This window comes from Aeromonas sp. PI_26 (assembly GCF_027854445.1).
Lineage (GTDB): Bacteria > Pseudomonadota > Gammaproteobacteria > Enterobacterales > Aeromonadaceae > Aeromonas > Aeromonas veronii.
Genome location: NZ_JAJNOE010000011.1, coordinates 1 through 12,429 on the forward strand (window position 1 = coordinate 1; position 12,429 = coordinate 12,429).

General features: G+C 61.4%; 13 protein-coding genes and 2 tRNA genes. 7 read left to right on the forward strand and 8 right to left on the reverse strand.

Annotated features, from left to right (window positions below; translation table 11 throughout):
* A partial coding sequence (locus tag LRL22_RS12660; protein ID WP_213324834.1) for a hypothetical protein occupies positions 1-201 on the forward strand: 201 nt, incomplete at its 5' end.
* 15 nt (positions 202-216) lie between these two features.
* Here the strand turns inward: LRL22_RS12660 and LRL22_RS12665 are convergent.
* Positions 217-291, reverse strand: a tRNA-Gly gene (locus LRL22_RS12665).
* 38 nt (positions 292-329) lie between these two features.
* Positions 330-414, reverse strand: a tRNA-Tyr gene (locus LRL22_RS12670).
* Between the two features lie 117 nt (positions 415-531).
* Here LRL22_RS12670 and LRL22_RS12675 point away from each other — a divergent pair.
* Together LRL22_RS12675 and coaA are read left to right on the forward strand one after the other, a co-directional pair.
* Positions 532-681 (forward strand): hypothetical protein, encoded by a 150-nt coding sequence (locus tag LRL22_RS12675; RefSeq protein WP_157188376.1) that lies wholly within the window; start codon positions 532-534, stop codon positions 679-681.
* Positions 678-1,616, forward strand: a complete 939-nt coding sequence (gene coaA / locus LRL22_RS12680) for a type I pantothenate kinase (protein WP_270905522.1) — start codon at positions 678-680, stop codon at positions 1,614-1,616. Before LRL22_RS12675 ends, coaA begins: the two co-directional genes overlap by 4 nt.
* A 100-nt stretch (positions 1,617-1,716) precedes the next feature.
* Here the strand turns inward: coaA and birA are convergent, their stop codons facing one another.
* Positions 1,717-2,682: a bifunctional biotin--[acetyl-CoA-carboxylase] ligase/biotin operon repressor BirA gene (gene birA, locus LRL22_RS12685; RefSeq protein WP_270905523.1), complete on the reverse strand. Its 966-nt coding sequence runs from the start codon at positions 2,680-2,682 to the stop codon at positions 1,717-1,719.
* Positions 2,679-3,716, reverse strand: coding sequence for a UDP-N-acetylmuramate dehydrogenase (gene murB, locus LRL22_RS12690; protein WP_270905524.1), 1,038 nt, complete (start codon positions 3,714-3,716; stop codon positions 2,679-2,681). The genes birA and murB overlap by 4 nt, the downstream gene beginning before the upstream one ends.
* Before the next feature lie 127 nt (positions 3,717-3,843).
* Here murB and LRL22_RS12695 point away from each other — a divergent pair, with 127 nt between their 5' ends.
* Positions 3,844-4,497: a potassium channel family protein gene (locus tag LRL22_RS12695; RefSeq protein WP_005339863.1), complete on the forward strand. Its 654-nt coding sequence runs from the start codon at positions 3,844-3,846 to the stop codon at positions 4,495-4,497.
* The gene (locus LRL22_RS12700) at positions 4,494-5,849 is read left to right on the forward strand and encodes a TrkH family potassium uptake protein (protein WP_005356363.1); all 1,356 of its coding nucleotides are present in this window, start codon (positions 4,494-4,496) and stop codon (positions 5,847-5,849) included. Before LRL22_RS12695 ends, LRL22_RS12700 begins: the two co-directional genes overlap by 4 nt.
* A gap of 40 nt (positions 5,850-5,889) precedes the next feature.
* Here LRL22_RS12700 and LRL22_RS12705 read toward each other — a convergent pair whose 3' ends face one another.
* Complete coding sequence (locus LRL22_RS12705) at positions 5,890-6,720, reverse strand: AraC family transcriptional regulator (protein ID WP_270905525.1); 831 nt, start codon at positions 6,718-6,720, stop codon at positions 5,890-5,892.
* 101 nt (positions 6,721-6,821) lie between these two features.
* On the opposite strand from LRL22_RS12705, the gene LRL22_RS12710 reads away from it, so the two are divergent.
* Together LRL22_RS12710 and LRL22_RS12715 are read left to right on the forward strand one after the other, a co-directional pair.
* Positions 6,822-7,355 (forward strand): carboxymuconolactone decarboxylase family protein, encoded by a 534-nt coding sequence (locus LRL22_RS12710; protein WP_201909772.1) that lies wholly within the window; start codon positions 6,822-6,824, stop codon positions 7,353-7,355.
* A 13-nt stretch (positions 7,356-7,368) separates the two neighbouring features.
* On the forward strand, positions 7,369-7,809 hold the full coding sequence (locus LRL22_RS12715; RefSeq protein ID WP_005341854.1) for a DUF417 family protein: 441 nt from the start codon (positions 7,369-7,371) through the stop codon (positions 7,807-7,809).
* Positions 7,810-7,849: 40 nt separating this feature from the next.
* Here the strand turns inward: LRL22_RS12715 and LRL22_RS12720 are convergent, their stop codons facing one another.
* From LRL22_RS12720 to LRL22_RS12730, 3 genes are all read right to left on the reverse strand, one after another.
* Entirely contained in the window at positions 7,850-9,823 is a 1,974-nt protein-coding gene (locus LRL22_RS12720; protein ID WP_270905526.1) for a DNA topoisomerase III, read from the reverse strand.
* Between the two features lie 67 nt (positions 9,824-9,890).
* Positions 9,891-10,388, reverse strand: coding sequence for a response regulator (locus tag LRL22_RS12725; protein ID WP_005341867.1), 498 nt, complete (start codon positions 10,386-10,388; stop codon positions 9,891-9,893).
* A 55-nt stretch (positions 10,389-10,443) separates the two neighbouring features.
* The gene (locus LRL22_RS12730) at positions 10,444-12,411 is read right to left on the reverse strand and encodes an ATP-binding protein (protein WP_204384640.1); all 1,968 of its coding nucleotides are present in this window, start codon (positions 12,409-12,411) and stop codon (positions 10,444-10,446) included.
* Positions 12,412-12,429 lie beyond the last annotated feature (18 nt).

The window sequence follows — 12,429 nt, forward strand, 5'->3', positions numbered from 1 at the left end:
ACCCACGTTAACGTGCGGTTTATTACGCTCAAATTTTTCTTTAGACATGATCGTCCCTCTAAACTAACGCTGAGTACGCGGTGGCAAGCTAACCACAGAACAGTTTATATGATGGATTTGAATCTGGTGGGAAAGAGAGAGGTACTGATGGCTGGTTCGCTTGCCGAACTCACCCTAGGGTGCGGCTCTGCTAACGCCTGAGCCATATCAGCATCTTGGAGCGGGCAGCGGGAATCGAACCCGCATCATCAGCTTGGAAGGCTGAGGTAATAGCCATTATACGATGCCCGCATTTCTCTAACCCAAAGAACTCAAACCGCAGAGAAATATGGTGGAGGGAGAAGGATTCGAACCTTCGAAGGCAGAGCCGTCAGATTTACAGTCTGATCCCTTTGGCCGCTCGGGAACCCCTCCAGATGCCAGATTGTCACAGCGGTAATTCTGCTTGCACCCACTGTTTTTATCGCTTTTGCACGGCAAATAGACGACAGACATCCAAGCGTCGCGCATTTTATTGTAAGGATTTGGGGGATGCAACCATTGAACCTGGCAAAATACGCTTTATTGCTGGGAAGTTTGCAAAAAAGCGGCTGGAAATCAGCCAATCCTGCTGCGTCCCTTGTCGCTCCCCCACCCTTGGTGTATGGTCGCCGTGCCCAAGAAACAGTGATGACACCATGACGACAGAGCATAACCCCTATCTGCAATTCACCCGCGAACAATGGGCGTTATTGCGCGATTCGGTCCCCCTGACCCTGACCGAACACGATCTGCAGACCCTGCGCGGGATCAACGAGAAGGTGTCATTGCGGGAAGTGGAAGAGATCTACCTGCCTCTCTCCCGCCTGCTCAATCTCTATGTCAAAGCCAAACAGCGTCGCAGCCGGGTGCTGGAGCAGTTCCTCGGCCAGTCCCGCGGCAAGGGCACCTATATTATCAGCATTGCCGGCAGCGTGGCGGGGGGCAAAAGTACCACGGCCCGTATTCTGCAGGCCCTGCTGGAGCGCTGGCCGGAACACCCGCGGGTGGAGCTGGTCACCACCGACGGCTTCCTCTATCCCAACAAGGTACTGGAAGAGCGCGGCCTGATGCGCCGCAAGGGGTTCCCGGAATCCTACGATATCCGCCATCTGGTGGAGTTTGTCGCCAATATCCGTGCCGGCCACGAGAAGGTCGAAGCGCCGGTCTACTCCCACCTTATCTACGACATCATCCCTGACGAGAAGAAGGTGGTAGAGCAGCCGGACATCCTGATCTTGGAAGGGCTCAATGTACTGCAAAGTGGCATGGATTATCCGCAAGAGCCTCACCGGGTCTTTGTCTCCGATTTCGTCGACTTCTCCATCTATGTGGATGCCGAAGCCGACCTGCTGCGCACCTGGTATATCGAGCGCTTCCTCAAATTCCGCAGCGGCGCTTTCTCGGACCCGGACTCCTACTTCCACCACTACGCCAAGCTGACCGAGAGCGAAGCGACCCAGATCGCCAACAACATCTGGCAGGATATCAACTATCTCAATCTGCAGGAGAACATCCTGCCGACCCGGGAGCGGGCCAACCTGATCCTGACCAAGGGCAACGAGCACGCCATCGAACAGATCAAGCTGCGCAAATAAACACGGCAGTTCGCACCGTTGCAGATAGCCGGATAACAGAGAGGGGACCCGCAGGTCCCCTCTCTTTTTTGTCGCTAACGGTTATCGCCAAGCGCAACGCTCAATCACCCCGGCGCAGGGAGAGTTCGCCACCCAGATAGAACTTGGTACCCTCCTCCGTCTCCAACCGCAGGGCACCGCGATCGTCGATGCCGCGAGCGATGCCACGGATCTCCTGATCCCCCATCAGCAGGCGCACCGGGCGACCGGCAAAGTGATCGAGCCGGTTCCACTCATCGACAAAGCTTGCCAGCCCCTGCTGCTCAAAGGTGTGCAGCGCCCGCTGCAGATGGACGATCATCCGGGCTGCCAACTGATTGCGATCGACCAGCTCGGGATTGATGTGGCGCAGCTCGGCCCAGGCCTGATCGATCTTCTCCCCTTCGCGGGCAGGCATCGCCAGATTGAGACCGATGCCGATCACCAGATGACAACTGGCACCGGCGCTACCACTCATCTCCACCAGTATTCCCGCCAACTTGCGGCCCTGATAGTAGAGGTCGTTCGGCCACTTGAGCTCGACGCCTTGATAGCCAAGGGACTCCAGCGCTTCAACTACTGCCACGCCGACCGCCAGACTGAGCCCCATGGCCGCCGCCATGCCTTGTTCCAGCCGCCAGTACATGCTGAGGATCAACTGGCAACCGAATGGCGAAATCCAGGGTTTGCCACGACGCCCGCGCCCGGCTGTCTGACACTCGGCCAGACAGCTCTCGCCGGAGCGCAGCTCATTGACCCGATCCAGCAGGTGTTGATTGGTCGAGCCAATGACCGGAAAACAGTGCACCGGCGCCATCGGGGCCAGTGCCTGCAAGGTAGCCTGATCATAGAGCGCCATCGGCAACGCCAACCGGTAGCCCTTGCCGGTCAGGCTAAAGAGATCCAGCCCCAGCTCCTTGAGCGCCGCCATGTGTTTGCTCACCGCCGCCCGGCTGATGCCGAGCTGTTCACCCAGCTGTTCGCCGGAGTGAAACTGGCCGTCGCTAAGCAGGGTGATCAGGGTCTGTCTGATGGGAGTCAACGTCATGAGAGCACCTCGTCGAGCCAGGTTTCACCGTGCGCGCCCATAAAGCGCACCTCATGCTCCAGCACCACGCCAAACGTCTGCTCCACGCTGTCGCGAACATGGGCCGCCAGCGCGATCAGCTCCATGGCACTGGCGCCCCCCAGATTGACCAGCACCAGCGCCTGCTCCTGATGAACAGCGGCGCGACCGATGGCGAAACCTTTCAGACCACACTGATCGATGAGCCAGCCCGCCGCCAGCTTGGCCTGCCCTTCTCCGGCCGGATAGCAGGGCATCTGCGGATAGCGCGCCTTGAGATTCTCCGCCAGCGCGGCAGGCACCACCGGATTTTTGAAGAAGCTGCCGGCATTGCCGAGTACGGCGGGATCCGGCAGTTTGGCCATGCGGGTGGCACAGACGGTATCGAAGATGGCCTGCGCCGAAGGCGCGTCACCGAGCGCCGCCAGCGGGCCATAACCCAGCACAGGTTGCCACGCCTTGGGCAGTTTGAGCCCGACGGCGGTGATCAGGTGGGAATCCTGATACTCGTGTTTGAAGATGCTGTCGCGATAACCGAAGCGGCACTCTGCCGCCGCGATCCGTTCAATCTCGCCACTCTGCCAGTTGAACGCCTCGACATAGGCGCAGAAGTCGGCCAGCTCAACGCCATACGCACCGATGTTCTGCACCGGCGCTGCACCGACCGTACCGGGAATGAGCGCCAGATTCTCCAGCCCGAACCAGCCCTGTAGCAAGGTATGGCGCACCAGCTGATGCCAATCTTCACCGGCCGCCACATGGAGCAACCAGTGATCGCCACCATCTTCAGCGGTAATCCCCTTGAGCCGGTTGAGCACCACCAGGCCGAGAAAATCCGTGGTGAAGAGCATGTTGCTGCCGCCGCCCAGATTGAGGCGTGGCAACGGGTTGAGCTGTGGATCGGCACGCAGGGTCGCCAGATCGGCAACCTGCTCCACCTCGGCCAGCCAGAGGCAGTACGCATCGAGGGCAAGGGTGTTGAGCTTCAACAAGGAGGCGTTGGCATTCAGTTTCATCGGTCTATCCCGGCTTGGTGCAAGGGCGCAGTCTACCTCAAGTTACCCCATGACGAAAAACCCGAGCCCTTTTCGGGGGAATAGCAGTGGTTTAGAGTAGGCGACTTCAACTGCTGAGGAATAACTCATGAACAACCAGTTTGCCGTCATCGGCCTGGGCCTGTTTGGCAGCGCGCTGTGCGAAGAGCTGCAACGGCAAGATGCCGAAGTATTGGCCATCGATATCGACGAGAGCAAGACCCGGCAAATCGCCGCCCTCTGCAATCACGTGATCGTGGCGGATGCTACCGACGAGGCCACCGTGGCCGAGCTGGGACTGGCCAATTTCGATATCGTCTTCGTTGCCATCGGTGACAACCTGGAGACCAGCATCCTCACTACCCTCGTCTTGAAAGAGGCGGGCGTGAAGAAGGTGTGGGTCAAGGCGCGCGACAAGTTCCACGCCAAGATCCTGCAGAAAGTGGGCGCCGACAAGGTAATCAACCCGGAGTGGGACATGGGCCGCCGGGTCGCCCAGAGCATGTTGGACAACCGGTTGTTCGACTATCTGGAGCTGGGCCACGACATGGTGCTGACCGAGTTCGTGATTGGCCTGCAACAGAACGGCCGGGAACTGGGCGACTTCCACCTGCTGCAACAGAGCGATTTCCAGCTGCTCGCCATCAAGCGTGGTGATGTGCTGCACAACGTACTGACCGGCAAGATGGAGCTGCAACTGGGCGACATCCTGATCCTGGCGGGCAACAAGCACGCCATCGACCACTGGCTCGAAACCCTATGATCAACTGGCGCAGCAGCTACGCCTTCGCCCTCCATCGGGAGCAGGACTCTCGCTGGAGCGAAGCCCGGCTGATCCTCGGCAGCTTTCTGATCATTCTGCTGATTGGCACCATCTTTCTGGTGCAACCCTCCAGCCACAATGGCGAGGTTACCTTCGTCAACGCCCTGTTTACCGCCACCTCGGCCATCAGCGTGACAGGTCTTGGCGTGGTGGATACCGGCACCGCCTTTACCCTGCAGGGGCAGATTTTCCTGCTGATGCTGATGGAGATCGGCGGTCTGGGCCAGATGACCATGACCCTGCTGCTGATCGCCATCTTCAGCAAGCGGGTCGGTCTGCGCCAACAGGTGCTGGCCAAGGAGGCGCTGGGACAGGAAGGCTCGGTCAACATCATTCAGCTGGTCAAACGGATCGTCCTGTTCGCCTTTATCGCCCAACTGATCGGTACCGGCATCATGGCGATCCGCTGGGTGCCCGAGATGGGGTGGGTGCACGGCCTCTATGTCAGCTTCTTCCACGCAGTATCGGCCTTCAACAACGCCGGGTTTTCGCTCTTTGCCAACAACCTGATGGACTATAGGGACGACCCCATCATCAGCCTGACCATCGCCGGTCTGCTGATCCTGGGGGGGATCGGCTTTACCGTCATCGTCGATCTGGTGCGCAACCGCCGCTGGCGCAAGCTCAAGCTGCACAGCAAGCTGATGCTGCTGATGACCCCGGCCCTGCTGCTGGCCGGTACCCTGATGTTCTGGCTGCTGGAACACAACAACCCCGGCACCCTCGGCAAGGCAGGAATCGGTGGCCAACTGCTGGCAGCCTTCTTCCAGTCTGCCAGTGCCCGTACCGCCGGTTTCAATACCATAGATATCGGGCTGATGACCCCGGCGGCGTTGCTGTTCCTGATGATGCTGATGTTTATCGGTGCCGGTGCCACCTCCACCGGTGGTGGTATCAAAGTCACCACCTTCGCAGTCGTGCTGCTGGCGACCAAGGCATTTCTGACCAAGCGGCCCCATGTCACCGCTTTTGGCCGCACCCTGTCGCCCCAGATCGTGACCCGATCGCTGGCCATCATCATCGTCAGCACCATGGTGCTGATGCTGGCGATGTTCCTGCTGATGGTGACCGAGGATCTGCCGTTCGACAAAATCATGTTCGAGACCATCTCGGCATTTGCCACCGTCGGCCTCTCCACCGGCATCACCGCCTCCCTGAGCGAGCCGGGCAAGCTGATCCTGGTGCTGGTGATGATCTGCGGCCGTCTCGGTCCCCTCACCCTGGCCTTTATGCTGGCCCGCCCGGTCGAGACCCGCATCCGTTATCCGGAAGAGAACGTCTATACCGGCTGACCAACCATGAACACGGGGCAGCCACTGGCTGCCCCGTTTTTTATTCGGCTTGTTGCTGCGCCTTGAGCCAGCGCCCCGGGCTCACCCCCAGCTCCCGCTCGAATGCCCGACCAAAGGCAACACTGCTGCTGTACCCCGCCCCCAACGCCACCTGCATCATGGACTCCCCCGCCAGCAGTTGCTGGCAGGCTAGCGCCATGCGCCAGCGGGTCAGATAACCAAGCGGCGCTTGACCAACCCGCTCCTGAAACCTCGCGGCAAAGCGGGCACGCGACATGCCGGCCTCCCGCGCCAGCGTGGCCACCGTCCAGGGTTCATCCCCACGCTGATGCATCACCGAGATCGCCTTGGCCAACTGGGGATCGGAAATACCTGCCAGCATCCCCTGCTGACACACCCCTTGCTCGACCAGATGACGCAGCAGCAGGATCAACAGTACCTCCAGCAAGCGGGAGATCAGCGGATCCTGCCCGTAGCGGGGGTGAAACGCCTCGTCAAACAGCTGACTCAGCACCGGAGTCAGGGCTGGCAGCTCACGTAGCGGCAGCGCCAGCGAGCCCGGTAATGCCAGTTGCAACGGCGATGCGCCCCCCTTGCCGAATGCGACATTGGCGCACACCAAATCACAACCCCCCAGCGTTCTGGGTTCAAGCTTGTGAGGACGTCCCCGAGGGAACAGGATCAGGGTCGGCTCCTCGAGCAGCAAGCTTGCTCCCCCCTCTTCACGCAGCATGACGGCACCGCTGCGCAGCAGATGAAGATGTCCGCCACTCGGATAATCATCACTGGAGGAGTTCTGGCACAGGTTGCCGGCGAAGAAGATCTTGGCTTCGGGGGAAGCATGAACCAACAGGGCAGAGAGCGGATCCATATTTGAGACGAATAGTATTTATTTGCAGACGATGAGTGATAAACCGTATCACGAATGACGGCACACTGTCTCCCGTACCTTCACTACCACAGGAGAAGATCATGAGCCGTATCCAACCCGTATCCCAGCCGCAACCCGCAGCCGCCCAGACCCTGGCCACCCTGCAACGCAATCTGGGTATGGTGCCCAACCTCTACGCCACCCTGGCCCACTCACCAGCCCTGCTCAATGGCTTCCTGGCCTTTGCCGAGGCGCTTGGCAAGGGGCGCCTCACTGCCCCACAACGGGAGTTGCTGGCACTGGCCATAGGTCAAGCCAACGCCTGCCAATACTGTTTGTCTGCCCACACACTACTGGCGGGCAAGGCCGGATTCTCGGCCCAGGAGATCCGGGCAGCCCGACTCGGCCAAGCCTCGGCTCCCCTTGATTACGCCCTGCTGCAACTGGCAACGGCACTGGTCAGTCAGCGCGGGGTGATCAGTGACGAGCAGCTTGCTAGCGCCCGTGCCGCAGGCGTAGATGACGAGCTGCTGCTGGAGGTACTCGGCCAGGTGGTGGTCAATACCCTGACCAACTATGGCAACCACCTGGCAGCGACCGAGATCGACTTCCCGCCCGTCACTCTGACCCCTTAAACAAGGAGCCCCCATGCAGCAACATGACAAAGGCTTTCTGGTCGCTCTGGCGGGCGTGGTATTGACCCTGCTCTGGATCGGCGTCTTCAAGTTTACTCCGACAGAGGCAGCCGCCATCAAACCACTGGTAGCCAGCCACCCCTTGATGAGCTGGCTCTATGGCCCTCTGTCGGAACAGAGCGTATCGAACCTGATCGGGGTGGTCGAGATAGTGATCGCCATCGGACTGGTCGTGGGTCTGTGGCAACCTCGCATCGGTTACTGGTGCAGCATGGGGGCTATCGTCACCTTCCTGGCGACGCTGAGCTTCCTGCTGACCCTGACAGGTGTCTGGAAAGTGGTTGACGGCGTGCCAGTCACCGAGTTCTTCCTGTTCAAGGATCTGGTGTTTCTCGGTGTGGTTCTGCACTACCAGCACAGGATCCGTGCCAGCTTGTCCACTCAGGCAGCCTGACAACAATGCCTTTGGCGCCCAGGATGGGCGCCTTTTTTCGTTATGCCGCCCTGGTCTGGCGCTTGCTGGCCGTCTTGCGCGGTCGGGGACCGCCAGTCGTGCTGGCCGCCGGACTCTTGCGCCTGGTAAAACGCCGCTTGCCGGCACCAGGTGCCTCCTTGGGCAGGGCGCTGAAGCTGGCGCCGGAGTCCTGCCGCGCCCCTTCAATCAGGCCGTTGAGCTGCTCGGTGAGCGGCCCCATAAACTGCTGGTAGCTGCCGTGACGCTCGGCGATCTGGCCTAAGCTCTGCTCCCACAGCGCAGTCATATCCGGCGTGGTGGCGGTGGCTGGCAACGCCTGCACCAGCGCCCGCCCGGTCGGGGTCGCCTTGATGCTCTTGCCCTGACGCACCAGAAAGCGGCGCTTGAACAACAGGTCGATAATGCCTGCCCGGGTCGCTTCTGTGCCGAGGCCGTCTGTGTCGCGCAGGGTCTTGCGGATCTCGGGATCCTGCACATAGCGGGCGATGCCGGTCATGGCCGCCAGCAGAGTCGCATCGGTGAACGACTTGGGCGGCTGGGTCATTTTCTCCTGCAGTTCGCCCCGCTCGCACAGCAGTTGCTCTCCCTCTTTCAGGGCAGGCAACGTGCCCGCTTTCTCTTCGTCGTCATCCTCTTCCACCCCGAGCAGTGTCTTCCAGCCTGCCTTAAGGATGCGCCGCGCCTTGGCCTGAAACAGACCACCGGCGATGCGCAGCAGCACCTTGCTGTCGTTGTATTCGAACGGGGGATAGAACTGCAGCAGATACTGGCGGGCAATCAGGCCATAGAGCTTCGCCTCGTCGGCCCCCAGCGTGGCGGGGTTGCCCTGCTTCTCGGTGGGGATGATGGCGTGGTGGGCATCCACCTTGCTGTCGTTCCACGCCTTGCTGCGGATCTTGCCGTCTGCCTCGCTCACCGCCTTGGCCAGCGCAGGCGCTGTGGCGACGATGGCACCGCGCACCTGTTCGGCCCGCTTGAAGTGGTCGGTCGGCAGATAGCGGCTATCGGAGCGCGGATAGGTGATGAGCTTGTGGCGCTCGTAGAGGCTCTGGCAGATGTCGAGCACCCGCTTGGCATCCATGCCGAAGCGCTTGGCGGCATCGATCTGCAGGCTGGAGAGGTTGTAGGGCAGCGGCGCCGCCTGCTTGCGGGCCTGCTCCTCCACCGATTCGACCTGTGCAGGCTGGCCGTTGATCCGGCTCACCACCTTGTCGGCCAGCGCCCGGTTGAGCACCCGCCCCTCCTCATCCTGCCACGGCAGACAGGCTTCCGATGGCAGCCACCTGGCGGTGAAGCGCTCGTTGCTATCGGTCAGCAGATGGGCCAGCACCTCGTAGAAGGGTTTGGGGACGAAGGCCTCGATCTCGAGATCCCGCCGCACCACCAGCCCCAGCAGCGGGGTCTGCACCCGGCCAACCGAGAGCAGCTCGCTGCAACCGGCCTTGCGCCCGAGCAGGGTATAGGCGCGGGTCATGTTGATACCGTAGAGCCAGTCGGCCCGACTGCGGGCCAGCGCCGAGACCGCCAGCGGTACGAACTCCTTGTTGTCTCTGAGCTTGTCGAGGGCACGACGCACCGCGGGCGGGTTGAGATCGCTGATGAGGCAGCGCTGCACCGGCTTGGTTTTCGGGTAGCCGAGAAAGTCGATCACCTCGTCGACCAGCAACTGCCCTTCCCGGTCCGGGTCACCGGCGTTGACCACGCAGTCCGCCTGCTTGATCAGCCGCTTGATGACGGTGAGCTGGGTTTTGGTCTTGGGCTTGGCCACCAGCTGCCACTGGGCAGGGATGATGGGGAGATGCTCCATCCGCCACTGCTTGAAGGCGGCGTCATAGGCATCGGGCTCGGCCTGCTCCAGCAGATGGCCGATGCACCAGGTGACCACATCCCCCTGGGCTGTTTCGATAAAACCGTCGCCCTTCTTATGGGGCTTGGGCAGGGCATCGGCAATGGCGCGGCCCAGCGTGGGCTTCTCGGCGATAAAGAGTCGCATCGGTGGCTACCTGCAATACTGTATATGCAGACAGTATACAACTGCCACCGCGAAAGCCCAACTGCCCCTATTCGTCGAACGGGTGATCGTGGATGGCGGCAAACAGCCGCGCCTGATTGAGCAGCGGTGCATAGTGGAAGGCATTTTCGCCATCTTCCGCCAGCAGGTAGTCGGTCAGCTGTTCGCGCACCGCCTCTTGCAGGGTCTCCAGCTTCCACGGCTTGGCGAGGTAGTAGTGCAACCCGCCGCGATTGACCGCTTCGACGGTGGCCTCCAGCCCAGCTTGTCCGGTCAGCAGCAATTTGCGGCTGGCACGGGTGGAGGCACGCCGGTTCAGCTCCACCAGAAAATCGACCCCCAGGGTTCCCGGCATGATGTGGTCACAGAGGATCAGCGCCAGCTTGTTGCCGTCGCGCTCCCACTCCTCCACCACCGCACGCGCCTCATCAACGCTCTCGGCGGCTTCCAGTTCGAAGTGGGAACGGAACGGGGCGAGATCGTGGATCACCGCATCCAGCACCTCCCGCTCATCGTCCACACACAGGATCAGATAGTGTTTGTTCATTGCTCCTCCTTGGCGACATGGTTTGGCACGCCGCGCGATTGATGCTGGCGACGGCTCAGGCCGCATGCTCCTTGTTGTGATGAGGTTCGCCCCCGTAACCGGCCTGCCCCATGCCATCCAGCGGCAGACAGACCCGCATACGGGTGTAGCGGCCCGGCGCCGAGTCCACCTCAATCCGGCCGTGGTGCTGTTGCACTATCTGCAGCGAGACGCTCAGACCGATACCGAGGCCGAAATGGCCCTCCCGCTTGGTGGTGAAGTTGAGATCGAAGATCCGCTGCCACAGCTCGGGCTCGATGCCGCAACCGCTATCCTCAATCTCTACCATGACCCACTCGGGATCCAGCAATCCGGTACGGATGGTGAGTCGCCCCGGGCCGCTCATGGCATCCAGACTGTTGGCGATCAGGTTGGTCCACACCTGCTGCAGGGCGATGGGGTGACAGCGCACCAGCGGCAACGGCTGGTACTCCTTGCAGAGCTCATGATGCTTGAGGCGGTTTTCGAAAATCATCAAGGTATCTTCCAGCCCCTCGTGCAGGTCCACCAACGAGGGCTCGGCCCGATCTTGCCGGGCATACTGCTTGAGGCTCTTGACCAGATCGCCGATGCGACGGGCACACACTTCGATATTGCGCAGGAAGCTGCCGGTCTGCTGGAACAGCTCCAGCCGCGAGAGCAGCGCCTCCCGCTCGTCGGCAGTGCGGCTGGCAAACCAGCGTTGCCAGTTCAGCTCGTCATCCAGATTCATCTGCACCGCCAGCCGCGCCTGCTGGCGATCACCAAAGCGCCCCTCAGCCTGCCGGGTCTTGTCACGGACCTCGCTGGTCGAGACCGGCTGGGAGGAGAGCGCCTGACAGAGGGTCTGGTTGCCCAGCCCCTTGATGGAGGCGGGCAGTTCGAGATTGACCAGATCGGGGATGGCGGCCCGCAGGGTCTCGCTGCCACGGATAATGGCCGCCACCGGGTTGTTCAGCTCGTGGGCAACACCGGCCACCAGCTGACCCAGCATCGCCATTTTTTCGCTCTCCACCAGTTGGGCGTGAGCGGCATCGAGGGAGTTGAGGGTCTGTTGCAGCCGCATCTCGGTACGGATGCTGTTTTGCAGGCGACGGTTGAAGTGACGCAGCAGCAGGTTGGTAAAGGAGGGGAGCAGTTCGCTGCGCGCCTGCATCACCCGGGAGAATTGCAGCTTGTCGAGCTTGATAACCTCGGCACCGGTCAGAGTCACGCCGGTGGTGAAGGCGGGTTCTCCAGTCACGAAGGACATGCCCCCCACCAGCGAGCCGGTACGGTAGTGCACCACCTCCTGGTCGATCCCCTGCTCGTCCCGCTTGCGCAGCACCACCTCCCCCTTGGCGATAAACCAGAGGAAGCTGTTGGGCTCCCCCTCGCGGGTCAGCACATGGCCCGGGCTGTAGTGGCGGCAGACCCGCTCCTCGTCATTACCCTCGAAAAACTGATAGAGGCCGTCGATCACCACCCGCGACAGCTCTTCATCGCTGCAGTGGGTGTAATCCATAAAGCCCTGCCGATAGGCAGCCAACTGGCGATCGACGTGGGCTCGCAGCAGTTTCTGGTTGTCGAGCACGGCGGCATAGCTCAGCAGGTCCGCCTCGGGACGCTGCAATACAAAGTGGCTCGCCTGCTCGATCACCGCACGGCGCAGGCTGCCATCGCGCCAAGGGCGTTGCAGGTAGTAGTCGAGACGACCTAGGTTCACCGCCTCGATGATCGATTTCATCTCCGGCTGGCTGCCCAGCAGGATCTTGCGGCACGCCTCGTGACGGCTGCCGAGGCGGATCAGAAAATCAGCCCCTCGCCCATCCCCCAGCTCGCTGTCACACACCACCACGGCGGGTGGCTGCCCCTTGCGATCCAGCTCGTCCAAGGCCAGCTCCGCCGACCCCTGACCGACCACCACCACCAGCGCGAAATGGCCGAGCAGCGGAGCCAACTCCTGTTCGAATTCGGCCAGCAGTTGCACGTTGGCGGCGACACACAGCAGTGAGAAAGGGCTCATCAGCGACACTCCGTTGAG